Origin of the sequence: Psychrobacter sp. UBA3480, assembly GCF_002377945.1 — a bacterium.
GTDB lineage: Bacteria > Pseudomonadota > Gammaproteobacteria > Pseudomonadales > Moraxellaceae > Psychrobacter.
Genome location: NZ_DFQV01000010.1, coordinates 39,317 through 65,633 on the forward strand (window position 1 = coordinate 39,317; position 26,317 = coordinate 65,633).

At 41.1% G+C, this 26,317-nt stretch carries 27 protein-coding genes; 6 read left to right on the plus strand and 21 right to left on the minus strand.

Going from position 1 to position 26,317, the window contains the following annotated elements; genetic code table 11:
- Position 1: 1 nt before the first annotated feature.
- Genes B2863_RS03770 through B2863_RS03780 form a run of 3 tightly spaced genes read right to left on the minus strand, consistent with a single transcriptional unit; the run spans position 2 to position 2,886 of the window.
- Entirely contained in the window at positions 2 to 487 is a 486-nt protein-coding gene (locus B2863_RS03770) for a DUF2127 domain-containing protein (RefSeq protein ID WP_414706879.1), read from the minus strand.
- A gap of 55 nt (positions 488 to 542) precedes the next feature.
- Entirely contained in the window at positions 543 to 1,754 is a 1,212-nt protein-coding gene (locus B2863_RS03775) for a dihydroorotase (protein ID WP_179799546.1), read from the minus strand.
- Positions 1,755 to 1,812: 58 nt separating this feature from the next.
- The gene (locus B2863_RS03780) at positions 1,813 to 2,886 is read right to left on the minus strand and encodes an aspartate carbamoyltransferase catalytic subunit (protein ID WP_296207622.1); all 1,074 of its coding nucleotides are present in this window, start codon (positions 2,884 to 2,886) and stop codon (positions 1,813 to 1,815) included.
- A gap of 389 nt (positions 2,887 to 3,275) precedes the next feature.
- Between B2863_RS03780 and B2863_RS03785 the strand changes: the two genes are divergently transcribed.
- Positions 3,276 to 4,259 carry a class 1 fructose-bisphosphatase gene (locus B2863_RS03785; protein WP_296207623.1) on the plus strand — a complete coding sequence of 328 codons (984 nt, stop codon included), beginning with the start codon at positions 3,276 to 3,278 and terminating at the stop codon, positions 4,257 to 4,259.
- 105 nt (positions 4,260 to 4,364) lie between these two features.
- The gene (locus B2863_RS03790) at positions 4,365 to 5,159 is read left to right on the plus strand and encodes a TrmH family RNA methyltransferase (protein ID WP_296207625.1); all 795 of its coding nucleotides are present in this window, start codon (positions 4,365 to 4,367) and stop codon (positions 5,157 to 5,159) included.
- Positions 5,160 to 5,365: 206 nt separating this feature from the next.
- On the opposite strand, the gene B2863_RS03795 is transcribed toward B2863_RS03790, so the two are convergent.
- From B2863_RS03795 to B2863_RS03830, 8 genes are all read right to left on the minus strand, one after another.
- Complete coding sequence (locus B2863_RS03795) at positions 5,366 to 6,298, minus strand: electron transfer flavoprotein subunit alpha/FixB family protein (protein WP_057758839.1); 933 nt, start codon at positions 6,296 to 6,298, stop codon at positions 5,366 to 5,368.
- Positions 6,299 to 6,450: 152 nt separating this feature from the next.
- Positions 6,451 to 7,200, minus strand: coding sequence for an electron transfer flavoprotein subunit beta/FixA family protein (locus tag B2863_RS03800; protein WP_057758837.1), 750 nt, complete (start codon positions 7,198 to 7,200; stop codon positions 6,451 to 6,453).
- A 449-nt stretch (positions 7,201 to 7,649) separates the two neighbouring features.
- Complete coding sequence (locus B2863_RS03805; protein WP_296207628.1) at positions 7,650 to 8,219, minus strand: DUF421 domain-containing protein; 570 nt, start codon at positions 8,217 to 8,219, stop codon at positions 7,650 to 7,652.
- Between the two features lie 267 nt (positions 8,220 to 8,486).
- Positions 8,487 to 8,699, minus strand: coding sequence for a cold-shock protein (locus tag B2863_RS03810; RefSeq protein ID WP_057758834.1), 213 nt, complete (start codon positions 8,697 to 8,699; stop codon positions 8,487 to 8,489).
- A 363-nt stretch (positions 8,700 to 9,062) separates the two neighbouring features.
- Positions 9,063 to 9,494 carry a hypothetical protein gene (locus B2863_RS03815; protein WP_101204855.1) on the minus strand — a complete coding sequence of 144 codons (432 nt, stop codon included), beginning with the start codon at positions 9,492 to 9,494 and terminating at the stop codon, positions 9,063 to 9,065.
- 297 nt (positions 9,495 to 9,791) lie between these two features.
- The gene (gene ilvC / locus B2863_RS03820) at positions 9,792 to 10,808 is read right to left on the minus strand and encodes a ketol-acid reductoisomerase (RefSeq protein ID WP_101204856.1); all 1,017 of its coding nucleotides are present in this window, start codon (positions 10,806 to 10,808) and stop codon (positions 9,792 to 9,794) included.
- 134 nt (positions 10,809 to 10,942) lie between these two features.
- Positions 10,943 to 11,440, minus strand: a complete 498-nt coding sequence (ilvN, locus tag B2863_RS03825; RefSeq protein WP_057758828.1) for an acetolactate synthase small subunit — start codon at positions 11,438 to 11,440, stop codon at positions 10,943 to 10,945.
- On the minus strand, positions 11,440 to 13,152 hold the full coding sequence (locus B2863_RS03830) for an acetolactate synthase 3 large subunit (protein ID WP_296207644.1): 1,713 nt from the start codon (positions 13,150 to 13,152) through the stop codon (positions 11,440 to 11,442). The genes ilvN and B2863_RS03830 overlap by 1 nt, the downstream gene beginning before the upstream one ends.
- Before the next feature lie 989 nt (positions 13,153 to 14,141).
- On the opposite strand from B2863_RS03830, the gene B2863_RS03835 reads away from it, so the two are divergent.
- Positions 14,142 to 14,639, plus strand: a complete 498-nt coding sequence (locus B2863_RS03835) for a DUF4124 domain-containing protein (protein WP_296207630.1) — start codon at positions 14,142 to 14,144, stop codon at positions 14,637 to 14,639.
- Between the two features lie 21 nt (positions 14,640 to 14,660).
- Here the strand turns inward: B2863_RS03835 and B2863_RS03840 are convergent, their stop codons facing one another.
- A complete protein-coding gene (locus B2863_RS03840) occupies positions 14,661 to 16,493 on the minus strand; it encodes an NAD(P)H-hydrate dehydratase (protein WP_296207632.1) in 1,833 nt (610 codons plus the stop codon).
- Between the two features lie 243 nt (positions 16,494 to 16,736).
- On the opposite strand from B2863_RS03840, the gene queG reads away from it, so the two are divergent.
- The gene (queG, locus tag B2863_RS03845) at positions 16,737 to 17,894 is read left to right on the plus strand and encodes a tRNA epoxyqueuosine(34) reductase QueG (protein WP_296207634.1); all 1,158 of its coding nucleotides are present in this window, start codon (positions 16,737 to 16,739) and stop codon (positions 17,892 to 17,894) included.
- 146 nt (positions 17,895 to 18,040) lie between these two features.
- Here the strand turns inward: queG and lysM are convergent, their stop codons facing one another.
- The 6 genes from lysM to B2863_RS03875 form a co-directional block, all read right to left on the minus strand.
- Entirely contained in the window at positions 18,041 to 18,550 is a 510-nt protein-coding gene (lysM, locus tag B2863_RS03850; RefSeq protein ID WP_296207637.1) for a peptidoglycan-binding protein LysM, read from the minus strand.
- 282 nt (positions 18,551 to 18,832) lie between these two features.
- The gene (gene acpP, locus B2863_RS03855; protein WP_057758815.1) at positions 18,833 to 19,069 is read right to left on the minus strand and encodes an acyl carrier protein; all 237 of its coding nucleotides are present in this window, start codon (positions 19,067 to 19,069) and stop codon (positions 18,833 to 18,835) included.
- 270 nt (positions 19,070 to 19,339) lie between these two features.
- The gene (fabG, locus tag B2863_RS03860) at positions 19,340 to 20,068 is read right to left on the minus strand and encodes a 3-oxoacyl-ACP reductase FabG (RefSeq protein WP_057758813.1); all 729 of its coding nucleotides are present in this window, start codon (positions 20,066 to 20,068) and stop codon (positions 19,340 to 19,342) included.
- Positions 20,065 to 21,033 carry an ACP S-malonyltransferase gene (gene fabD, locus B2863_RS03865; protein WP_191114795.1) on the minus strand — a complete coding sequence of 323 codons (969 nt, stop codon included), beginning with the start codon at positions 21,031 to 21,033 and terminating at the stop codon, positions 20,065 to 20,067. Before fabD ends, fabG begins: the two co-directional genes overlap by 4 nt.
- A 434-nt stretch (positions 21,034 to 21,467) precedes the next feature.
- Positions 21,468 to 21,641 carry a 50S ribosomal protein L32 gene (gene rpmF / locus B2863_RS03870; protein ID WP_296207640.1) on the minus strand — a complete coding sequence of 58 codons (174 nt, stop codon included), beginning with the start codon at positions 21,639 to 21,641 and terminating at the stop codon, positions 21,468 to 21,470.
- Between the two features lie 318 nt (positions 21,642 to 21,959).
- Positions 21,960 to 22,553, minus strand: coding sequence for a YceD family protein (locus tag B2863_RS03875; RefSeq protein WP_102077932.1), 594 nt, complete (start codon positions 22,551 to 22,553; stop codon positions 21,960 to 21,962).
- A gap of 182 nt (positions 22,554 to 22,735) precedes the next feature.
- On the opposite strand from B2863_RS03875, the gene B2863_RS14675 reads away from it, so the two are divergent.
- The gene (locus tag B2863_RS14675; protein WP_414706878.1) at positions 22,736 to 23,164 is read left to right on the plus strand and encodes an elongation factor P hydroxylase; all 429 of its coding nucleotides are present in this window, start codon (positions 22,736 to 22,738) and stop codon (positions 23,162 to 23,164) included.
- A 751-nt stretch (positions 23,165 to 23,915) separates the two neighbouring features.
- On the opposite strand, the gene B2863_RS03885 is transcribed toward B2863_RS14675, so the two are convergent.
- Together B2863_RS03885 and B2863_RS03890 are read right to left on the minus strand one after the other, a co-directional pair.
- A complete protein-coding gene (locus tag B2863_RS03885) occupies positions 23,916 to 24,164 on the minus strand; it encodes an antitoxin VbhA family protein (protein ID WP_057758803.1) in 249 nt (82 codons plus the stop codon).
- A gap of 128 nt (positions 24,165 to 24,292) precedes the next feature.
- Complete coding sequence (locus tag B2863_RS03890) at positions 24,293 to 25,585, minus strand: hypothetical protein (protein WP_057758801.1); 1,293 nt, start codon at positions 25,583 to 25,585, stop codon at positions 24,293 to 24,295.
- An 84-nt stretch (positions 25,586 to 25,669) separates the two neighbouring features.
- On the opposite strand from B2863_RS03890, the gene B2863_RS03895 reads away from it, so the two are divergent.
- Positions 25,670 to 25,879, plus strand: a complete 210-nt coding sequence (locus B2863_RS03895) for a helix-turn-helix domain-containing protein (protein ID WP_058025361.1) — start codon at positions 25,670 to 25,672, stop codon at positions 25,877 to 25,879.
- 37 nt (positions 25,880 to 25,916) lie between these two features.
- Here B2863_RS03895 and B2863_RS14635 read toward each other — a convergent pair whose 3' ends face one another.
- Positions 25,917 to 26,075: a transposase gene (locus B2863_RS14635; protein ID WP_224737862.1), complete on the minus strand. Its 159-nt coding sequence runs from the start codon at positions 26,073 to 26,075 to the stop codon at positions 25,917 to 25,919.
- Between the last annotated feature and the right edge of the window lie 242 nt (positions 26,076 to 26,317).

Below are 26,317 nucleotides of genomic sequence, written 5' to 3' on the forward strand. Positions count from 1 at the left end.
GCTATATCAAGCCCTTTCGTTTCATATTACGATAAACCACAACAATGATGAGCAGATTAGAAACCAGTATCCCAAGCTTAAACCAGTCAAACGGGCTAACGATCAGATAGTAGATTTCTATAGGAATAAATACCCCGTAGCCTAGCACCCCAAACCAATACGCCCATGTTTTGTCATGCCATAAGCCATAGGCTTCGAGGAAGCGCAAACTGGCATAAGCGAATATCAATAATAAAAACATCGGCCAGTTTTTGCTTGCTTGCTGAGCAATACGTACGGCACTATCTATTTGCGGGGCAAGCATATGGCCGAAGCTGCGCTGCCAAGTAACCGTTGCTGTCGTCAGCCAATGCTCAAGATTGGTATGCCACCACCATAATGCCCCTGCTCCTAGTAACGCACCAACACCTTTCACTACCTCATAAATGGCCACTGCTTTAATAGACTCGCTCGCTGTACCGCGCGATTTTTCTTGCTGACCATTCATAGTAACCCCTTTATCCTTCAAGGATGGCGGCAGACGGTCATCCTGTCGGGGCAAATTAGCCAAAGAATGTCTCCACAACACGTCCTTGCAACTGCTGATTGAAAAACGGCGTGTTTTTACCACTCGATAGCATAGATTGCGCGGTTACTTGCCACTCAAGATTAGGATCGACCAATACTGCACCGCCGATAGCTTCATACTGCTCACTAATACCTGCGATTTTTGCAGGATTTAGGCAGATTTTGTCTACCAGTTGCGAGAGTGTTAGTACCTCATCATTTACCAGCTGGCAAGCCAACGCCATAAACGTATCGAAGTTTGAGATACCTGGCGTACTCTCAGCGAATGGTGCTTTTTTGGCCGTACTATTCAGTGGTTCGTGATGACTACAGATGGCATCGATAGTGCCATCCTTTAATCCACGGCGGATTGCCTGCTGATCAGTGTTACTACGTAGCGGTGGTAACACATATGCCTGAGCATTAAAGCCTTCAAGGTTATCATCAGTTAAGTAAAGCTGATGCATTGCAACGTCGCAAGTCACTGGCAAGCCTTTATCTTTTGCCCAGCGCATGAGCTCGATAGAGGACTTACAGGATAGTTGACTAAAATGAGCAGCGATTCCAGTCTCTTCCACCATCAGTAGCTGCGTAGACAACGCAACAGTTTCTGCAATCCAAGGAATCCCCTGCAGTCCATGATAAGAAGCAATATAGCCCTCATGTGCCACCCCATCTCCAGACAGACTTGGCTCATCAGGATAAAAGAATACTTTCATACCAAAGGTTGCTGCGTATTCTAGTGTGCGTAGCAATACTAAGTCATTGCGAAAAGGTCTACGCGCATTGGATACTGCGATACAGCCGCCCTTTTTAAGCCCTGCAATATTAGACGGTCGTTCGCCCTCTAATCCTGTGGTCAATGCACCCAAAATATGCAAATAAATCCCGCCATCACTCAAGGCGCGCTCACGTAAGCCTTTTAAGAGTGAGCCATTTTCTAAAATAGGATTGGTATCAGGCGGCGTCACCACATGCAAAAAGCCATTACCACGAGCAGCACTGCCTTCTGATTTTAGCGTACCATGTTGCTGCTGGCCTGGCTCACGCAGGCGCGCGCATAGATCTACTAGTGGTGGTAATAACCACATCTCACGGTCAGAATCGAGTGTAGATAGTTTTTCTGTTGCAGTTTGCGGCAATGCATCTTTAAATGCTTTTGGTAAATGGTCAAGAATGGGTGCATCAGTATTAAGCATGGTAGACATAACGTTATTACCGTATCAATAAAATGAAATAAATGAGAATAAGTCGCGCGGCAGGCTGTTACTTGCCAGCCGCTTGATGAGCACGCTGACCTTCCATCGCAAGCGATAAGACCGCCATACGAATGGCAATGCCGTTATTTACCTGCTTTAAGATAACGGATTGTGCGCCATCAGCCACACTAGAGGCAATCTCAACACCACGATTCATCGGCCCTGGATGCATCACCAATGCATCAGGTTTAGCGAGAGCTACCCGCTCTGGCGTGATCCCATAATGCTTGTAATATTCACTTGATGATGCCAATAGCGGCGAACCGATACGCTCATTTTGGATTCTTAATCCCATGATCACATCACAATCAGTGACACAATCATCCATATTTTCGTACACCTGCACACCAAAACGCTCAATGCCTTTAGGCAGTAGAGTACGCGGCGCACAAACACGAATATCTGTCACACCTAGTGTTTGCAGTGCACTGATATCAGAGCGTGCTACACGTGAGTGTTTAATATCACCAACGATTGCGATAGACAGCTTTTCGAATGGGCGCGGAGCTTCACGGTGAATGGTCAACATATCAAGCATTCCTTGAGTAGGATGCGCATGCCAGCCATCACCACCGTTAATGATAGCGATATCAGGCGTCACTTCTGTCGCCATAAAATGCGCGGCACCTGATGCTGAATGGCGTACCACAAAAATATCCGCGGTCATTGCCTGTAGATTCCACAATGTATCACGCAGACTCTCGCCTTTTTTGGTACTAGAACGTTCGATATCGATATTGAGTACATTGGCACCCAAGCGTTTTTCTGCCACCTCGAATGTCGTTCGTGTACGAGTCGATGGTTCGAAGAACAAATTCATGACCGTATAGCCGTCTAACTCAGGACGATTGATTAGCTGTCCATTATCATCAAAGAATGTCTCTGCTTTTGCGATAATAGCTTTGAGCTGTGCTTTATTAAGACCTTCAACACCTAAGAAATGTCTGATGCTGCCATCGGTGTTGAGCTGCGGACGACTCAATGACGTATTGAGCCTTTGATGAATCGTACTGGGATCAAATTTTGCATAATCAGTCGGTGAGACTGGTTGTGTAGCGCTACTATCGATAGAATTTGACATAATGGCGAGTCTTTATTGTGGGTTTATATGAGTCTATAGTAATCACTTATTCATCTTTGTTCGATCATTTATCACTGATAGGCATAGATACAAAGGACATTTTGACGCTTATTTGCTACAATTTACCGTAATCAAATTCGACCGAAAAATAGCCTCAGCAGACAATCAGAAAGCGTGAGTAGGCATGCTGTATTCTCATAGAGAATAATTCTGACAAAACTATAAATGAATAACAATAGATATAGTGTAGCCGATTTTGTGGTCGGGACAAAGATGCCGTATTAGCTATTTAAGAATTTACCTATTTCAGGTGTGCGAAACGCCACCTACTTCTTTACTTTGACACCTATCCGTTCTTTTACTTTCCATACCATTTATTAGGAAGCCTTATGACGACCTTAGCAGACTATCTAAACCAACATGCCACTAGCCCTGCACTTAACGACGTGATTACCACTGTCACTGATGTCGGTAAGACAATTTCACAACTGCTTAGAAAAGGCGCTTTAGCAGACATTTTGGGCGAAGCAGGTAACCAAAACGTTCAAGGCGAAGATCAGAAAAAGCTCGACGTACTGGCCAATGACTTATTGCTAGATGCATTGGCAAAAAACACGCACTGTGCAGGCGTTGCTTCAGAAGAGCTCGATGATGCCACCCCTGCTAATGATGACGGTAGTTTATTGGTTTTATTTGACCCACTAGATGGCTCATCAAATATCGATATCAATATGGCAGTAGGTACGATTTTTTCTGTTTTACCGTATGAGCGTCAAGGTCAAACCAGTGAAAACAGCGACTATTTGCAAGCAGGTAACAAACAGCTAGCAGCCGGTTATCTGCTATATGGTACGTCTACCGTACTGGCGCTGACTATCGCAGACAAGGTCGTGATGTTTAGCCTAGATCCAGAAGCTTCTGACTATGTGCTGATAGAAGACAATGTTCAAATCGATACCGATACGAGCGAGTATGCTATCAATAGCTCAAACTATCGCTACTGGCGCGCCCCGATGCAACAGTACATTGATGAGTTAATCGCTGGCGAGACAGGTGTACGTGGACGCGATTTTAATACACGCTGGGTAGCCGCCATGGTTGGTGACGTCCATCGTATCTTATGCCGAGGTGGTCTGTTCACTTATCCGTTTGATACCAAATACGCTCATAAAGCTGGCAAACTGCGTTTGATGTATGAAGCCAACCCAATGAGCTTATTGATTGAGCGCGCAGGTGGCGGTGCGACAGACGCCGTCAATCGTATCTTAGATATCGAACCGACTGATATCCATCAGCGTGTTCCTGTGGTACTCGGTAGCAAAAACGAAGTCAATTACGTGAAAGACTTACACGTAAATTATTCTGAAAAATAATTGATTGACGCACTTGTTAAGAATAGCCAGCAGAATGCTAAATCAATAATAGGCATATTGCTGGTTATTTAAACGACTCCTTTACCCTTCTCTAAGCGATCCACTATGGTATTAAATCCCACCGAGCTGATTACCTCAGATAAGAACACAACCGTGAAGCTTGTAAAAGCACTGTTGTCCCAAGCACGCCAGCGTAAAAAGAACGGTCAGACAGTCATAGAAGGCGTCCATTTAATAGATGCCGCGCTGCGTAGTGACTATCCTTTCGCTCAGATATTACTGTCTGAGTCAGCGCGTAGCCATCCTGAAGTTCAGCAGATATTGACTCGCCTGCCCACTTATACGCCTATTCTTACTTTATCAGACGCACTCTATGAGAGTATTCGTAGCTTGGGTACTGGTATCGATATTATGGCAATGATTAAAGTACCAACGCCTAGTCTATCGATGATCGATGAAGACTGCTTAATCTTGAACGACGTGCAGGACAGTGGGAATGTTGGTACCCTACTACGCACAGCAGCAGCCGTTGGTATCCGCAACATCCTATGCACCAGTGCGACCGCTCAAGCTTGGTCTCCCAAAACGCTACGAGCAGGTATGGGGGCACAGTTTGCACTGACTATTTATGAAGGCTTGAGTACGCAAGATATTTTGGATCACGTACAAGTGCCGCTTTTGGCGACTAGCTCACATACAGATACTATCATCTACGAGCACGATTTATCTGCGCCTGTAGCATGGATTATGGGTCATGAAGGCCAAGGCGTTAGCGACGATTTAATGCAATGTGCCACGCCGATAGCATTACCACAGCCAAACGGGCAAGAGAGCTTAAATGTAGCGATTGCAGGGTCTTTATGTCTGTATGAGACCTTACGCCAAAGACAGTACTCTTAGCGTCCATTTATAATTGCTATGAAAACCCTATATATCCAGCATAAAAAAACCCACTACCAATTGATAGTGGGTTTTTTATTATACGTCTACTACTGATATAGTCAAAGAAGTCTAAAACGGATACAAGGCAGCCGACTGCAGATTATACAAGTAGTACATCTAAGGAGGGTAACGCCGTAGCCGCTTAGTAGTTCTGTGACTATATATTAAACCTTGCTAGTCAGCTCAGGTAATGCTTCGAATAGATCGGCTTCCAAGAAGTAATCAGCAACGCTAGCGATAGGTGCTTCTGGGTCATTGTTGATAGCAACGATGACTTTAGAATCTTTCATACCAGCCAAATGCTGAATCGCGCCTGAGATGCCAGCTGCGATATATAGCTGCGGTGCAACGATTTTACCCGTTTGACCGACCTGCATATCGTTTGGTACATATCCTGCGTCAACAGCAGCACGTGATGCACCAACAGCAGCGCCTAGCTTATCGGCCAATGGCTCAATATACTTGGTGAAGTTTTCACCGTTTGCCAATGCACGACCACCAGAAACAACAATACCAGCTGACGTCAATTCTGGACGATCAGACTTAGCCATTTCTTCGTTAACGAAACTAGCTTTGCCAGTTTCTTGTACATTGTCGATAGTTTCAACAGTAGCTGAACCGCCTTCGCTCGCCACTGGGTCAAACGCAGTAGTACGTACTGTTAGTACCACTTTATCTTCTGTAGTTTTTACTGTCGCTGTCGCATTACCTGCATAGATAGGACGCTCAAACGTTTGCGCATCTACTACACCTGAGATTTCAGACAACATGCTGACGTCAAGTAACGCAGCAACGCGTGGCATAAAGTTTTTACCAGTCGTGGTCGCAGCCGCTAGGATATGGCTGTAATCACCAGCGATATCAGCAACCAATAGTGCCACGTTACCTGCCAATTGATGCTCATAAGCAGCATTGTCAGCCAATAGTACTTTAGTCACGCCTTCTGCTTTTGCCGCTTCATCAGCAACAGCTTGGCTACCACTACCAGCAACCAATACATGGATATCATCACCCATTTGTTTAGCAGCAGCGATCGTGTTTAAAGTTGCCTTTTTTAGACTGGCATTGTCATGTTCTGCATATACCAAAATTGCCATGGTTTTAGTCCTTTATATATTCGTATTATCTATTCATGCGGTTGTTTGTGTACAAAGCTATTTGAGCAACTATCATTTAATATAAGATAAAGCAGTCAAATTCACAGCCTTGTACAGGATATGCCGTAGCGAAGTATCCAATCATTAAAAAATTAAATGACTTTTGCTTCGTTTCTTAGCTTATCGACCAACTCATCAACTGACCCTACTGTAATACCAGCTTTACGGTCAGCAGGTGGCACGACTTTAATAATTTCTTGCTTAGATGTCATATCAACGCCGAAATCTGCTGGCGTTTTCTCATCAAGTGGCTTCTTCTTCGCTTTCATGATGTTAGGCAATTTAGCATAACGTGGCTCATTCAAACGTAAATCAGTCGTGATAACCGCTGGTAAATCAAGAGCAACAGTTTGTAGGCCGCCATCGATTTCACGCGTTACGTTTACTTTGTCGCCTTCAACTTTCACTTCTGATGCAAACGTACCCTGACCGATACCCATCAATGCCGCTAACATCTGACCAGTTTGGTTGTTGTCATCATCAATCGCTTGCTTACCTAATAAGATAATATCAGTGCTCTCAGCTTCAGCGATACTTTTTAGAATCTTAGCAACTTGTAGTGGATATGGTTTTTCGTCACTTACGACTAACACACCACGGTCAGCACCTAGCGCTAGGGCTGCACGAATCTGCTCTTGTGACTCTTTTGGACCGATTGAAGCAACAATGATCTCATCAATGACGCCAGCTTCTTTTAGACGAACCGCTTCTTCTACTGCGATTTCATCAAAAGGATTGATTGACATTTTAGTGTTTGATAAGTCAACGCCAGAGTTGTCGGCTTTTACACGAACTTTTACGTTATAATCAATGACACGCTTGACCGCTACTAATGCTTTCATACGTTCCTCGTTTATTAATGTTATGAGTTAAAAATTGTCAGTTAAGAACCAAAGGTTCGTTGTGGTTCAAATTGTCGTTCAAAATACTGCTCAAGGTTATTACTACATCAACAGAATATAGTTAACTAAGAAAGATGAGCCAATATCTAAGAGCATATTAGCATTGTATCTCTTACTAATGAAATCTGCTAAAGCTAAGCCAACCGTTATTATCAGACCTATGTATCTTGCGTCAGCAGGCAGATAAGGTCAAGACAACGCCGTGAATAATGCGTCATAAATTTGTCAACACTCTATAATAAATAGTCTATAAGCGCATCATTTCATGATTTGCGTTGTTCAACAGCTCAAAATGCTTGTACCTTTATAGCATTCTAAACCTTAGGTTTACTTAATATTTTGTTATTATTTATCTCTTCAAAGTTAACGGATAAGAATAGTTAATCGAGTCAGACCTGCGACTTACCATTCTTACTAGCACCAAGCAATAATTCACTATCACGTATATCGTCAAATAAAGACCAATCAGGTTCAACATCATTACTTTTGATGACACTCATATCACCTGTCGTCTCCATAATCACTGCAAACACTTCTGTTTTCGCTTTGATACCATTTTTACGCAGCACTTCTTGGACATCGCTGGTACTAAGGTTGGCCTCTTTTAAGTTATCTTCTAAATATTCACCATGAGCCATTAGGATAATAGCTTGATTATCTATCAAAGCTTTTAGCGGTTTTATTTTGCGTCTGATAACTGAAATAATGCCCTGAATTAAGAATAGCACTGCGACAGCAAATAACCCTTGAAGTAGAGAGGGCTTATCTGACAACACAGTTGACGCCAATATACTACCGATACCCACCGTCATGGCAAAATCATGGCTTGATAACTTGGAAAAACTGCGTAAACCCATCAATCGAGTAAAAAACATCAGCCCTACATAAAAGCCTATAGCAGATAAAGAAATCCCAAGCACTTGTTGCCAGTCAATTGAAAGCCAGTTTTCCCACTTCATAACACAACCTTATCTATTACATCTTTATTAAATTATTGTTCGCTATTACCTGATGATGTTAACCGTCAAAATCAATAGCACTTTACATTAGCAACACTTTGTCATACCAAAAAAGTCCCATAAAAAAAGCAACCTGATAAGAGGTTGCTTCTTTTTAAAGTCGATACAGTATTTTTATTGTTTTAACAAACAAAGTAATCAATGCATATTGATAATCTTATTGTCATTAAGTTTACTGACAAGCAGTTAACCTAATAATAAATGAGATTAGATAGCTTCGATTTGCTCAGCTTGTGGGCCTTTTTTGCCATCACCTAAGATGAAAGACACTTTTTGGCCTTCGGCTAGAGTTTTGAAACCGTTACCTTGGATAGCGCTGTAGTGAGCGAATACGTCTTGTCCGCCATTGTCTTGAGCGATAAAACCAAAACCTTTAGCTTCATTAAACCACTTTACAGTGCCTTCAACTTTATCTGACATAAATTTTCCTGACTCTTTAACTGTTGGCGAGACTTGTGTCATCACCGATTAATTGATATATACCCTAATATTTTTTGCTAAATGCGGCGGCCAAAAATGCTAAATAATCTTAAAGAAAATCTGGATCTTTTGCCTCAAATATTTTGAGTACAGTCTGATTATAACAGTTTTCCATGGTAGGAACAGTCTAAATTGCTGATTTTTGTAAATAAATACTAACCATTGTTGCAAGCTAACATTGATAGCAACCAGTTCCATATCTTATTGATATAAAATAGTTTTTATTTATAGATATAATACAACTTCATCAGTAAACCCCTAATGAAATAAGTCGACATAGATGATAGTAGGTTAGAATATTAGTTACTGCAATGGTGATGTCGGTAGCCATGCTGAACTCAATACGAGCAAACATAACGCAAAAAACACCAATGAAAATGACTGACTGTAGGCAATATATTTTGCTGGAATCACCAAATCTTTAGGAGAGTCAGGGATGCCTTTACGCTTCAGTAGCTTGGTACCATATATCCAGCCAAAGGTCGTGTATATGCCATATGCAGCAGGCACTGCGATAGCTAACGGGGTCAAATCAATAACGTATAAAATCACCACTGATATGAAGAACCATAGAGTATCTAACAATGAACTGACTTTGAAGAACTTAGATTGAGGCAGTTTACCATCGGTCTGTTTGAGCATCTCCCCTTCTATCCAAATTAAAACTGCTACCACAGCGCTAAGAGTAATATATACGAATTGCGGCGTTAGCCAGTCTGAATAAGATATTTGCACAGCATACAACCTATTATCTATAGAAAGTGAGAATGAAGCATCCGCCCGCTTCGAATACTTAGAAACGGGTAAGAACAATGATGAATGTTAATCGCAAAGGCGCTTTGGCCAATGTTAAGGTGCCTGCTTATATTGGGCAGCAATTAATGGTTTTCAACCGATAACCCAGATTCAAATCAAAGCAAAAAGTATCTATCAAATACTTTGCATAAAAAAACCCATGCTATCAAGTGATAACATGGGCTATTTAATCTAAATCAGATTATTATCTGAATAAGACTTTTATCTGTATAAAACTTAGTTTTTGTCTTTATCGATGATTTTGTTACCACCGATCCATGGCATCATGCCACGTAGCTTAGCACCAGTGATTTCGATTTGATGATCAGCGTTGTTACGACGACGCGCAGTCATTGATGGGTAGTTGGTTGCACCTTCAGAGATGAACATCTTCGCGTATTCACCAGACTGGATACGTTTTAATGCATTACGCATGGCTTCACGTGACTGCTCATTAATAACTTCAGGTCCAGTAACATATTCGCCGTATTCAGCGTTGTTACTGATTGAGTAGTTCATGTCAGCGATGCCGCCTTCATACATCAAGTCAACGATAAGCTTTAGCTCATGTAGACATTCGAAATAAGCCATTTCTGGTGCATAGCCCGCTTCTGTTAGCGTCTCAAAGCCCATTTTAACTAACTCTACTGCACCACCACAAAGTACAGCTTGCTCACCGAATAGATCCGTTTCCGTCTCATCTTTGAACGTTGTTTCGATGATGCCTGAACGACCACCACCAACGCCAGCAGCATACGATAATGCTAACTGTTTGGCTTGACCAGAAGCGTCTTGATAGATAGCGATAAGATCAGGGATACCACCGCCTTTAGCGAACTCTGAACGTACAGTATGACCTGGTGCTTTTGGTGCAACCATGATGACATCAAGATCGCCACGTGGTACCACTTGGTTGTAATGGATTGCAAAACCGTGAGCAAAAGCTAGTGTAGCGCCTTCTTTGATGTTTGGCTCGATCACATCATTATAAAGCTCTTTTTGGAACTCATCAGGCGTCAAAATCATGATAACGTCAGCAGCTTTTACCGCTTCTTCTACTTCAGCAACTTTTAGGCCAGCATTTTCAGCTTTTTTCCATGAGCTTGAATTTGCACGTAGACCAACAGTTACATCGACGTCTGAATCTTGTAGGTTAAGCGCGTGTGCATGGCCTTGTGAACCGTAACCGATAATGGCAACTTTTTTACCTTGGATAATAGATAGGTCACAATCTTTGTCATAATAAACGTTCATAAATAGAGTCCTTGTTCTCAATCATGGCTTGCCATGGATAGTAAACGCTTATGCTGTAGTCAATATAATAACTAAGATAAGCGCTTTGTTGATTAGATAAATAAATATTGGTTGAAACTGGTTTTGATAAATATTTAGATGCTGAGGGTTTTTTCACCGCGGGCAATACCGATAACACCTGAGCGAACTACTTCCATAATGCGCTCACGGCCAATTACATCGATAAAACCATCAAGTTTGGCTTTGTCGCCCACGATTTGAATCGTATATAAGTTCGAATTTACATCGACGATTTGTGCGCGGAAAATATCTGCGCTACGTTTAATCTCTTCACGCACACCGCCTGTTGCACGGACTTTAATAAGCATCAATTCACGCTCAACGTGTACATTCTCTGTCAGATTAAGCACTTTAACCACTTCAATCAATTTATGCAATTGTTTGGTGATTTGCTCAATTCTTTCAGGTGACGTAATGGTCGTAACCGTTAGACGTGAGATACTTGGGTCATCAGTAGGTGCGACGTTCAAAGTTTCGATATTATAACCACGTTGTGAGAACAAGCCGACTAACCGCGACAACGAACCCGCTTCGTTTTCCATCAATACCGAAATCAGATGTTGTTGTTGCATTAGGTACGCTCCCCTTTTGTTAACCACATATCACGCATGGCCTGTCCAGCGATTTGCATTGGATATACATGCTCATTACGATCGACGTAAACATCGATAAATACCAGTTTGTCTTTCATCGCCATTGCTTCAGCCAATTGTGCTTCCATGGTCGCAGGGTCAGTAATTTTGATACCGACGTGACCATAGCTTTCAGCCAATTTGACAAAATCTGGTAAGGAGTTCATATAAGACTGGGCATGACGACCTTCATACAGCATATCTTGCCACTGCTTCACCATACCAAGCTGCGCATTGTTAATGTTCAGAATTTTAACTGGTAAGTTATATTGCAAACAGGTCGATAGCTCTTGGATATTCATCTGAATAGAGCCTTCACCAGTAATACAAACCACATCACGCTCAGGATTGGCAAGTTTGGCAGCCATTGCATACGGCAGACCAACACCCATGGTACCAAGGCCACCTGAATTCAGCCATTGACGTGGCTCATTGTAAGTATAGTAAAGTGCCGCAAACATTTGATGCTGACCGACGTCACTTGTGATAATAGCGTTACTATTAGTCACTTTATCTAGAGCTTGTACAACACTTTGTGGCTTAATGCCATTATCTGTGCTGGTGTCATAACGTAAGCCATGACGCTTACGCCACTCATTAATTTGTGACCACCAATCGAGCAATGCGTGCTGCTCTAACTGCTTGTCTTGACCAACAATCTCTAGCATGTCCGTTAAGACAGATTTCACATCACCTACGATAGGAATGTGCGCAAGAATCGTTTTTGAAATTGACGCAGGATCGATGTCGATATGAATGATAGTTGCGTTAGGGCAGAATTTTTTAACGTTATTGGTCACACGATCATCGAAACGCGCGCCGACAGCCAAAATCACATCAGCATGGTGCATACTCATATTGGCTTCGTAAGTACCGTGCATGCCAAGCATACCTAAGAACTGACGATCAGAGCCAGGGAATGTACCAAGACCCATCAAAGTATTAGTCACTGGTAAATTCAGACGATGTGCAAGATCTGTTAACTCTTCGTGCGCATTGCTCCAAATCACACCGCCGCCTGCATATACAACAGGACGCTGCGCTGCTAATAGCGTTTCAATGGCTTTTTTGATTTGACCGCTGTGACCTTTGAGTGACGGCTGATACGAGCGTATAAATACTTCTTCTGGATATTCGTAAGCAAATTTTTCGCTAGGCGCCGTCATGTCTTTTGGCACATCAATGACGACAGGACCTGGGCGACCAGTCTGGGCAATATAAAACGCCTTTTTTACAATCATTGGAATTTCGCTAGCATGGCGTACTTGGAAGCTATGCTTAACGATAGGACGAGATACGCCTACCATATCTGTTTCTTGGAAAGCATCTTCACCAATTAGGCTGCTTGGCACCTGACCTGCGATCACAACCATTGGTACAGAATCCATAAAAGCAGTAGCAATAGCTGTCACGGTATTGGTCGCACCAGGGCCTGATGTGGCCAACACGACGCCAGTATGACCAGTCACTCGCGAATAAGCATCGGCCATGTGGCCTGCTGCTTGCTCGTGACGTACTAAGATATGCTCAATATTTTCTTGCTGAAACAGCGCATCATAAATGTGTAAGACCGCGCCACCTGGATAGCCAAAGATGTATTCGACACCTTCGTCAGTCAGTGCTTGCACCAGCATTTCAGCGCCCGATAGCATCACAGGCTGTGCACTACCTTCTGCAAGACGTTGTTGCTTTTGTTCAAAATTTTTGGCGGCATTACCCGTTTGGGTATGTCCCGTCATGTTCGGACTTTGCGTGGTTTGCGTCACTGTCATCACCTTTTTTTGCGGCGAGAATTTGCGGGATTCTACGAGTAAAAATAATTACTTACCGTCGTTATTTTTACTTATTGAATGATCGCTAATTCTTGTCCATATCAAGAATATCTGCCTAATAGGTTTAATTAAAACTGTCTCATAGGACAATACTAATCAAACATAGCAGTGTATTTTAGGTCAGCTTTGTGATGGATGTTTATCGATATACAGTGACAAGATGCGAGTGCATCTATAAAAGAGAGGCTTATTATTGAGGTTCGATACTAGCAAGTACCTATTGTAACTTTATTTGTGTGACTTTATTTGTACAGATGCATCGATATACACAAGTAAAAAAACTTCATAGCCAATGCTAAATTATAAGATCTTTAGAACTTACAATAGGCTTTGGTGAAACCTCTTAACGGCATACTATATCGCGTTTGATACAACTGCTAAAAACACATTTAGCACATTTCAAATAATAAGTTTATCTTAGTCATTGTAGACAGATAAGTCCGGAGACAATGTATCGCTATCAACAGTGGTCGTTATGCCACCATACTTGCTATATCATTATCACAAAGGAAATAAAACTGCGTAAGCTACTGATAAGTAACTCGTAGTTCTCATTCTCAAGTGCCACGGCAACATCGTAAAAGCCGCTCACTGACCAATCAACTGCTATTATATTCGATGGTTTACGAGTTATTGTCAAGAAAAACTTCTAAAGCCTATCCCAAACTATTAGTTATTAAATAATATACATTAATAAGTATTATTTGCTAGAATCAGAAGTAGATACATTATTACTACTAATTAAACGCTCAAGTGTTATATTTACACCTATATACATTTGATTTTTACTACATAAGAGGATTGCTATTATGGCATATGCGTCTAAGATAAATACCGCAGCCAAATTACTAACCAGTACCGCGTGTATGCTAATGTTGTCTATGAACGCCAGTCAGGCTATTCAGGTTTATAAGTCTATCGGAGCGCATGGCGAAGTTAAATATAGTCAACATGCCCCTCAGACCGGTAAAAATATCGAACTGATTGAATTTCGTAGTGACGGTAGACAAAGTAACGCAGGCCAAATGGCAGGAAAAACAGATCCCAACCAGAGTAATAACGCCCAAACTGCAGAAGAGCAAAGAATTGCACAATTGGAAGCACGTATTAAAGAGCAAGATGCAAAAGAAAATGCTCAGCGCTGCCAATCACTACGTAACAATTTAACTAACCTCAATGTCGGCGGCCGTATCTATGAAATGGATGCCAACGGTAAGCGTCAATATCTAGATGGTCGTGAAATTGAGCTTAAGCGCGAGCGTGTACAGCAGGCGATTGATCAATACTGTGCTAACTCTTCTACTTAACTCTCTATCTCAAGCAATACATCAAACTATCATAAGCTGCATTACATGACGAATGGCTGCTAGCATATCTTGAGCTTGTAGCCCTCGTTGCCCCACTAGCAATGTATTGGTGTCGCTATAATGATTGTTCCTTTGATTTACTAATACATCTCCTGCAAACCCATGTATAAGAACCGCTTGATGTAAGCTACGCGCCTCTGCTGATAAATCTTGCTGTGCCAATAATCCAGCAGTCACCCCAGATAGCACATCACCCATGCCAGCGGTTGCCATGCCAGCATTCCCTACATCACATACGTATACGTTTTCTCTTCCCTTTTCTTGCTCTAGCACCAATGATCCTGCCCCCTTTAATACCCAGTCACCACCATATGTTGCGGCACACTGTTTTATAGCTTGCAGTCTATTGGACTCAATCTTACTTACTTTTTGCTCAAGCAATCTAGCTGCTTCACCACTATGCGGCGTCAAGCAAACCCGATGATTCGTACTGTATTTTCGTAGCTCTGTTATTAGCTCATTATTACCCATGTGCAGTGATGCCAAGTGATAAAGACCATCAGCATCGATCACGATTGATTTTTCATTCTCTATAGCAGCCTGTACATAATTAATAAATAATGCTTTAGCTTTTTCGTCACGGCCAAGCCCCATCCCAATTGCAACGATACTAGCCTGCTTAATCAGACCTTTCACGCCGCTTATGTCATGTAAATTAATAGTCATCGCATCTGGTAATGAGGTCAATAGTGACCCGTGAAAAGCCTCATGACAGGCAACTGTTATTTTACCAGCACCTGTCGCCATCGTACTGGCCGCAGACAATATGGCAGCACCGCCCATACCTTGTGAGCCATCAACACGATTTCCGCCAATGACTAGCACATGACCATAGCTGCCTTTGTAGCTGTTTTGGCGACGCGGCTGCATACTATGTGCAGCCGTCAGCAGCGTGGCAACTGGCTCAAATGCTTGAATAGTATTTTTCTCAGGTATCGTGTGATTGCTAGCTGTTTGGTGAAGCGTCATTTGATAAGGTATCAACGGTATATCGATTATGTCTCCGCTATAGTCTGTACCGTCTTTAGTGTGTAGACCAAACTTACGCGCAATCAAACATAGAGTCACGTCAGCTTGTATTGCTATGCGCTCAAACACCTCACCGGTAGAGGCCACTAACCCACTCGGAACATCAACTGCAATTGTTAGTGCGTTATTTTGCTGAGCAAGACTATTGAAGGTATTGATAGCTAATTCATAAATACCTTCTGGTGCACGATCTAAGCCAATACCAAATAATGCATCGATATAAACATCAGCTGGCAAGCTTATTTTATCCGCATCATCGTGACTAATAATGCCCTCAAATCGTTGATAGTTACAGTTGCTCGCTAAAGCTATCTGTAATGCCTTTGTCGCGTCAGTAATATTGCTACTATCGCTATCTTTATCGCTAGGAGTTTTAGAAGTTACTAATTGATCATGGAGATCAAAATCATCTTTAATAAAACCAACCGTTATTACTTCTACTTGCCAGCCAGCTTGCTGTAAATAATGAGCGATGAGCCAGCCATCACCACCATTGTTACCTTTCCCTACCCAGATACTTGCTCGACGTGGATGAGCACTACGGTGATAAACGTTAGTATTGGCAGAATGGCTGGCACTGACGGTTTTTCGCTCATAAATCTGCTCTATTTGCTGTGTCATTTGCCAAGCGGCTTGTTTCATCAAACCAAAACTATCGTATCCCTCTGCAAACCAAGCCTGTTCCATCGCATAAACCTGCTCACTACTATATAGCGCGATAGGTTTTGTATTTTTTATAGGTAATAAATTGGTATTATTTCTCATAACTTATCCTTAGTGTTTCTACTCATTTTTTATTTTATTTAAATTTGGTTGCTCATTTCTCATATCAGCTTAGCAAAAGCTTACCTCGACTTATGTATCAATATGAATGTGAGTTTATTTTCTTTTATACTTGCACTCATTGCTCACTGGCTTATCATAGCGGTATTTACATTATCTCTGGTTGTCAGATATGAATAATCTGATTAAAACAAACGAGAAAACATCTAATAAGCACCTACTCTCATGCCTACTGATAAAAACAGAATTGCCATTACGAATCCAACTGTGTTTGCAACTACAGCAGATGTTAAGCAGTGGATTACAGCACAAGCACAGGCACTAGGATTTGCTGATTGTGGGTTTTTATCTGTGCATCATCCTTTGTTTACTAAGCAGATTGAACAGCTAAAAAAGTGGCTAGATAAGGGTTATGAGGGTCAACTGCAGTTTATGCACAACAACCATGATCTGCGCGCTCATCCTGATCAGCTAGTCGAAGGCGCAAAGACCATCATCAGCGTACGTATGGACTATCTAACTCAAGCACCCACACCGCGTGCTGTCACTGATAACGATCATCCTAATAAAGGCATCATTGCGCGTTATGCAAGAGGGCGCGACTACCATAAGACAATGCGTAGCCGTTTAAAGCAATTGGCTTTAAAGATAGAAACAATGCTCCCTGAATGGCAACATTTGGATATCGGTTCAGAAAAAGAATTTGTGTTTAGACCTTTTAGCGATTCGGCACCTATCTTTGAGCGTCCGATTGCAGATGCAGCAGGTCTCGGTTGGACAGGTAAACATACATTACTTATAAATAAACAAGCTGGCTCATTTTTTGTGCTCGGTGAGCTATTTTTGAGTCTTGAGCTGCCCGATGACAAACCGGTCAAGGAGCATTGCGGTAGTTGTAGCGCTTGTATCGACATATGCCCTACTCAAGCAATTGTAGCGCCCCATGAGCTCAACGCCTCTGCTTGTATCTCCTATTTGACTATCGAGCATGATGGCGTCATCGATACCAAATATCGACGCGCAATTGGCAATCGGGTCTTTGGCTGTGATGATTGTCAGTTAATCTGTCCATGGAATCGTTATGCCAACCTTACTACTGTTGATGACTTCGCACCAAGGCATGGATTGGATAATAGTAGCTTGCTTGAACTATGGCAGTGGCAAGAAGCCGACTTTATGAAGAACACTCAAGGTAGCCCACTAAGACGCACCGGCTATGTGAATTTTTTACGTAATATCGCTATCGGACTTGGCAACGCTAATGCCAGCTTAGAAGTGGTCGAACAGTTAAAATCTAAATTGACCTTACATAATGACATGCTAGATGAGCATATCGAATGGGCTCTAGCTGAGCAGCACAATAAGCTAGACTCGACTAATTAACCAATCACTCTATGACTATCAAATATTCCTGAGATAAAATGGTTATTTGAAGTGTACAACATCAAAAAAGCCTCTTAATAATAAGAGGCTTTTTTTATTAGAATATCATATTTAAAGTATTATTTTTCTATACGCTTCTTCTAGAATTATGGCTTAGGAATGCGTAGTACTTGACCTGGATAGATTTTATCTGGATCAGATAACATTGGCTTGTTCGCTTCAAATATCTTCATGTAATCGCCAGATGAACCATAAACTTCTTTAGCAATCTTAGATAAGCTGTCACCAGATTTTACCGTATACATCGTAGATTCAGGCGCATCTTCTTCGATATCAATGTTATCAATAACTTTTGCAACGTTTTGCACATTACCGATAGCGATAATGGCTTTTTCACGATCAGCTTGAGTTTTAGCATTACCGCTAATTTCTGCAGTATCTGTAGATCCATTATATTTAATTTTTAGATTACTGATATTGAGGTTCTGCTGCTGAATACGGCGCAACAAAATATTAGCCACTGATTGTGCACTCGGCTCACTGCTTTGTACTGGTGTATTAGCATCTGCTTTCGATTCTGTCTTAGCATCATGCTTTTCGTCATCACGGTTAAAAATCTTATCACCAATATCTTTTGCAAAGCTAAACATACCCATATATCTACTCCTTGAAATATTATTATTTGTCATTCTTTTAGTAAAACACGCAATCAAACAATATTTTAAATGTCTAACTGGCATCTTTTTCTACGACTTACTATTATGAGTATAGATAAAGTGAGTCGATGTAGATAGTAATAGTATGTTGAATAATGTTGAATTGACGTAGTCAATGTTAAATTCGATTGCTGTATTTAAAGATATCAGTCACGCACACATAAAAAAACCGCCTATCTAATCAGATAAGCGGCATTATAAATCTGCTAAATAAGTAGCAGATTATAGTTGGGCTTGTACGTAATCGATTGCTTTTTGAACAGTAGTCAATTCTGCAGAATCTTCATCAGGAATAGTGATACCAAAATCACTTTCAAATGACATAACCAATTCAACTAGGTCTAAAGAATCTGCACCTAGGTCTTCCATGAATGAAGCATCGTTGTTGATGTCTTCAACATTCATACCTAGTTGCTCAGCTACTGCTGCTTTTACTCTTAGCTCGATATCATTACTCATGTAGATCACTCCGTTATCATCTATTATTTTTAATAAACTGCTATATCGCCTTATTTAACGCTATAGCATGGTATATAAAATGCGTTTGCCAGACCAGCAATGCTGTCTGAGTACTCTATGACATGTTATACAGTTTGTCTGATGTCTAATAAAGCCCTGTTATCATACAGGGCTTTGACCCAAAAGTATCCGTCATTATAGCACCCTTTATTATAGTTTACACTCGTTCACACAGTTTTTTATTATAACTATGTAACGCTCGTATATTGGCTACATATACATGCCACCATTGACAGGAATAACAGCGCCTGTGATATAGCTGGCCTCGTCGCTAGCCAAGAAATGTACCGCTGCAGCGATGTCTTCTGGCTGACCAAGACGGCTGATAGGTACAGCATCTAACATAGAGTTCAATAGGCGCTCATCAAGCTCATCTGTCATATCCGTTTCGATCAAGCCTGGTGCCACGCAGTTGATGGTCACTTGGCGTGAACCAATCTCACGTGCAAGCGTACGGCTAAACCCTTCTACGCCAGCTTTGGTCGCCGCATAGTTAGATTGACCTGCATTGCCCATTTGAGCGACGACAGAGGTAATGTTGATAATACGACCACGACGTGCTTTCATCATACCGCGTACAGCACGTTTGCTCATGCGATATACTGAGGTCAAATTGGTATCGATGACATTTTCCCAATCTTCATCTTTCATGCGCATCAGTAGACCATCTTGAGTGATACCTGCATTGTTAACCAATACTTGTACCGCGCCATAAACGCTTTCGATCTCTTCAAATAATTTGTCAATTTGAGCAGTATCACGTACGTCTAAAACGCGACCAATACCGCCAGTATCATGAAGGTAATCATCAATAAGCTCTGCGCCCTTTTCAGTGGTCGCAGTTCCAATAACAAAATGTCCTTCTTTAGCAAAACGCTTGGCCACTGCCTTGCCAATACCTCGGCTAGCGCCAGTCACTAATGTAATCGTACGGCTCATGATAACACCTCCAATAATTTTTCTAGACGGGCAGGCTTGTCAGTAGGATAGCTAGCGATTGGCTGCGCCTGACGCTTCGCCAAATTGCTCAGTACATTACCACTGCCGCATTCGATTAAGATATTAATTTGCTTATCAGCTAGCTCTTGCATAGTTTTTGACCACAATACTGGCTCACTCAGCTGTTCAGTCAATGCTTGCTTGATACCGACCGCACTGGTTTCAACGCGTGCATAGCGATTTTGTATAACAGGAATGGTTGCCTGATCAAACTTGATACCCGCTAGTATCTCAGCCAATGCATTGCTGGCAGGTTCCATAAGTGCGCAATGAGATGGCACACTCACTTTTAGAGGAACAGATTTTTTGCCCGTGTTTTTGACTTTATCAATAACAGCATTAACACCAGCAGCGTTACCCGAGATAACTACTTGTCCTGGACTATTAAAGTTGGCCGCACCAACTACCGCATCTTCGACATGTTCGGTTGCTTGTTCACACAGGTTTTCGACTCGGTTATCTTCTAGTCCTAATACTGCAGCCATAGCAGTATCGACACCTACAACGGCCTCTTGCATCAACTGACCGCGCTTATGTACTAAAGTGACTGCATCACCCAGCGATATCACATTGGCAGCACACAGGGCACTGTACTCGCCCAGAGAGTGACCAGCTAAATAACAAGGCGTCTCTTCTATTTTTTGTTGTAAGACACGCCAAATAGCAATACTAGCGGTCAAAAGCGCAGGCTGAGTATATTGGGTTTGATTGAGTTTTTCTTCGTCCTGACAGATTGCCCACAAATCCTCACCAAGCGCATCACTCGCTTCGGTAAATGTATCGCGTATCTCTGGATAGATTTCGGCAAGCTCGCTCGTCATCGCGACTGCTTGAGATCCTTGTCCAGGAAAAATGACCGCGATACGAGCGGGTTGCTTTTTTACCATATCGGGTACAGAAGCCATAACCAATATTCCTTATCTGATTAGAAATATCCCTAAAAACAATGGGGTGTATTATATTATTAGATGTTATACAAAGCCGCTACTTCAAGTATTTATGCAAGAAAACGGATTGTCAGTAAACTATACACTGACAGACACTATTATCATAGCGGATGCAAACCAAACAGCAAGAGTAACGCTGCCCAAATTAAAGGAGCAGATTATATCAGCACATTTTTAAATCTACTAAAAATAACAAGCGAATTAAACAACAAGCCTAGCTATAAATAACAAAAAGCCAAGTTATCCAGCCACATAATATATGATAGCGAAATAACTTGGCTTTTTTTAGCTCAAAGCTTATTGACTAATAATAGCTAGGCAAAAACGATAATAGTCACCAGTACTATTATCATCTTCGCCTAAGCTATCATAGAGCCAATATCTTAGGCGTCTTAGCTGACTTTGAACAGTTGACGACCACGGTAGAAACCATCTTTAGTCATGTGATGACGACGATGTTTTTCACCAGTAGTAGCGTCTACGCTTAGTTCAGCAATTTCCATACGGTGATGTGAACGGCGCATGTCACGACGAGAACGGCTTTTACGACTTTTTTGAACAGCCATGATATAGCTCCTATACTTAAAAGGGATAAGCTTGAAATTCAGCTTAAGTCGATACTGACAGAGGCTATATAATCATAACAACCTAAGTCTTAAGCATCATTAGTTAAATAGATTGCCACTCACATAAAGCACTGACCAAGGATGAATCTTATAAAAAATTTACTCAGTCAGTTTCTATCAGCAAGCAACAGGTTGCTCGAATGCAATAAACCGGACATTATACGCATGTTTATTAAATTAATAAAGCCCTGCCTCGCACTCTTCTGTACAAAGCTGATAAAAGGCTTTTTAAATGCATCAAGTAGATAGTTTTGGCGCTTATAGTTTGCCTTTTAGCGAGGCTAAAGCAGCGAAAGGATTTTCACCTTCCTCTTCTTCTGGTATTTCACCAAACTGCTCAACAGACATTTCACAATCGTCATGCTTTGGTGCCATTGGCGTTTTGAGCAAGATCTCGTCTTCTACCAACTTCTTAAATGGTAATAGACGCTCTGGCGACTGCTCGGTGACGATTTCATCCAGTAATAAATAATCTTGTTCATCTTTGACTAAACGAACCTGACTATCGTTTTCGAGTAGCGCGATGTCATAATCATCAGACAAGTCTATAGCGATTGGTTGTAAACAGCGCTGACAAGTTAGCCAAACGTCACCTGTTAAAGTAAATGCTAAATGTAAAACATTATTGCGACGATACAAGTTAGCGTTGAGCTGTATGTCTGACTGCTCATGTTCAGTGCTCAGAGTAGTAGCCAGACGATCAAACGAGCTTGGTTTGACCTCTCCTGACCATTCATAACCAGTGTCTGCCCACTTATCTAAAGAGATGTGCTCAGGCATGCCAGTAGATACAGGCGCTTTTTTATTGTCAGCGTGAGGTGCTGACGGTTTAGTTTCTGGAGTGCTTGACATGCGCGGCCTCATTCATAAAAACGGTGTATAATATTGCCTGCCATACTAACGGAAAGTGCCATATTCTGCTAGCGCTAGTATGTTAAGATTTTTTGATAGTAAATTTGTTTAAGCTCTTTTACTACTTACCTTTTTACCTAAAGTTTTTTGTCTTTAGTATTTATTAAGTCAATGTCTTCTCTATGAATCTATCCGATAATAAAATTAATTTTTCTGATTTACTTTCTCCTACTGAAGCAAGTTCGTTACTACAACAACTTATTCAACTAGGGAGTCATACTAAAAATGTTCCTAATAATAGACTGTGCCTCGATAAAGATGAGGATTTAAACGAATTAAGAAGTCAGTGGCAAAGGCTGTCTAGTAATCAATCTGACAATACCTATTCAGCAGAATCGATAGTTGATAGCGAACGATTAACTACCGATTGGCTCATACAATTATTTAATACTTTATTCGCTGATCAGCAAGTTGTATTGGTTCGTAGCAATGATGAGCCCGAGTATTTTCCTGCTCAAGATAATGAACCCGCTCGAATTGAATTTGCTCATGGCTTTTTTGCCAGTGCTCTACATGAAATCCACACATCTCCTTATAGGTTGACATGCTAGAAACCTCTTATTCTAATAGTGTACATCGCTATATTATTTGTAGGCATCTAAATTAAAACTATCACTTCGGTGATTATTACAACCTATCAGAACAAATCACTTTTACCTATCCAAAAGATAATGGTCGTTCTATCAATTAGGTATCATAACAATTAAGTTTTTCAGGTATCTTTCACATCTTCAGAAGCATTCTTTCTAATATCATCCTATCTAAGCTATAAACGCGGACATGATGCGCTTCGCTACGTCTATCTATTAATGGTTACTTTTGATCAATCGTACCATCCTCTAATCCAGTAGATTTTATCTATGTCAGATAGGTAGAAGTAAAAGTAGTTTTCTGCTATTCATGTTTATCATTAACGTCTTTGCACATAGTATTGTCAGTTGCAAGATATCGAATCATATGAACACGGATATAATGATGGTAATATTAAAGCACGCGAGTGTAGATAGAAGCAGACCCAAGGATGTAATTCACCACGGTGATATTAGGTCTTAATGCTTATCTATTCACTAAGCGAATAAGCTGACTAGCTATAGCATTATTATGTTTGTGGGCAGAATAGTTATTCTTTATTTCGGAGATGGCTGGACGAGAGTTAGTGATACTGGACTAGTAATCTTACATAGGTGAAATGATTTGATAAATATGATTGAATAGCACAATTAATTATGTTTCATCTTTCGATACTGGCTGTGAAAAGCAATACTATAATAGCTTAGCAACGTCGGGCTCAAACTATAAGAGCTAATTATCTTCGAGCGCTATCTTAGTATAGTGAGCATGTAGCAAAGCTTTTACTTCCTTGCTAGTTGCAATTTTACCTTCCTCAAAGTCTTGAAAGATGTGCTGAGTATCTGGGTTAATAGGAATATTATCGACTGCGAAGCTGCCCAAAGTATCAAAGTTAATGCGGCGGCGCTTTTCTATTTCTTGTTTGCTAACGAGGATAGGACGATCATCGGTAATCGATGCTTCAAATTTAGAATCTTCCATACTAGCTCCTATCAGTAGTAATAAAATTGTTCAGCAAGTCAGATAGTCTTCTATCTAGACAATCTTTCTCTCATTGCTATGTCTTATTCGGCTGATTTAATTGTATTAGTGATTTAGACATCGGTAAATCATGATTGTTTAATATCAAGAGCTATTGTGACTGAATAATTCGTACTTCTAGCATCTCCTAGAGTTGCGTAACTTACTTGCTCTAAAGTTTTTTGGGACCTATATGGGCTGAATAGCTCATCAAGAGTATGGTGAAAACCACCATCATCTACTGCAAATACATAATCAAAAAATATTTTGGCCATTGCAGACTGAGGGTGGCTAGCATCGCGAAAAGATTTATTGTGACTCCAACTACCACTGTATATTTTATTGAATACTCTCTCTATATTACCAGAAACAGAATTTGAAGCATGTTTTCGAGTAATACCTGGTTTTTGCACGTATGCAGCAGCATTTTCCACAGACTTCCAAATGATATAATGCATGGTTGATACAGAGCATTCAGCTAAACATGATCTGAGAATACTAATTAGCTTTTCGCCAATAGGCGGTGCTAGATAGTTCAATCTTGACCTAGTAATCAGGTAGCTTAAACACTCTCCTAGCTGTAACTTTTCACACCAGTTCTTAAATTGATCATTCGCTACTAGAGCACTGGTATTTTTCTGAGATTTAGCGTTTATCAAGATTTTAGTAAGATTCTCAATACTATAAGCAAACTCAAAGATCGCTTGATAGAAATCTATCTCTAGCTCTTTTTCTTCGTTGATAGTTACGTATTCGTAGCTATTTTCAGAAGCGAGTATGAGCAGATTTCGGTTAAAAAGATGCTGTAGTATCTCTTCATCTAATTTAGAGAACGGTGATAAAGGTAATGATAAATTGTCACGTAGAGAGACTGTATTCCTTATATTATCTGCCCCTAGGCTCTCTACAGTCGCTGCGAGTAGAAGTTTATCCACATCGTTAAGCTCAGTGACTGAAGGAATACTGCTTAATTGAATGCTTCGGCATTGATTGATGTACTCTAGAGCGGTCTGTCTCTTTTCTTCTGCTAAACGGTCTTGTTTAAGACGATACTCTAAGTACTCTTGATCCATTCTTTTTTCAAGCGCCGCCCTGCAATCATCACACCGCCATCTAATAAGATCCAATCGAGTTAGCTGTGAGCGAGTATAGCAAATCTTAGTTGTACCGCAGTCTATGCATTGGCAGTCTAGTACGACAAGATGAGCATTTATTTTAACGATACTAGGTATATCCTGATGCTTAACATCAAACTCTTGACCTATTTCTTTACAGGTATATATAAAACCACTTCGTTTATCGCCTTCTCTTAACCAGTACCTCTCACAGATCAGCTTATTAGTTTCTGTTATATCTGGCTGATACTCTAGTTTTGTTTTCATACTCACCTCATAATACCGACTATATCCCGTGGATATTATAGCCCACCACTGTGAGTATTGCTATTTTTAGCAGTGGTTGGTGAGATGAAGACAGATGAACGCATGATAGCCTTTGGAAAGCGTATCCGTGATGTGCGCAGAAGCAAAGGAATATCTCAAGAAGTGCTGGCAGAGATGGCAGATATTGATCGAAGTTATATGGGAAATATCGAGCGTGGAGAGAAGAATGTCACTCTCAAAAAGGCCTATGATATTTGCGATGCATTGGATATAGATATTAAGGATCTAGTCTAAATTGTTCGATTCATAATAATATGATAGTTAACTATAGTCAGTCTAGAATAAAAGAGATACAACCCATATCATGAAACAGCTTAGGTAGATTATTCTCCATCCAGCCTTGACGTAGAAATTTTGCCTGTGCCCACTTCTTTTCAATGGGATTTAGATCAGGGCTGTAGGGTGGCAACCAAAGAATACGAGAGACCATCCCAGATTCTGTGTAACTGACGTTTAGATTAAATACTTACACAAAATTTAGGAAGGTCTCTGAAAATTAACCACCTGACACAACTCGTCACCTACTAACAGATCTTGGCGGTCATAAAAGTTGCCCCAACGCTTATAATTATTATCCGTTCTCGACTCAGGGTTATAAGTAATGGCGATGTAGGTTTGAATTTTATTAGTGTCCTAAATTAGTTGACCACCACCAGATTCTTATCAAAGACT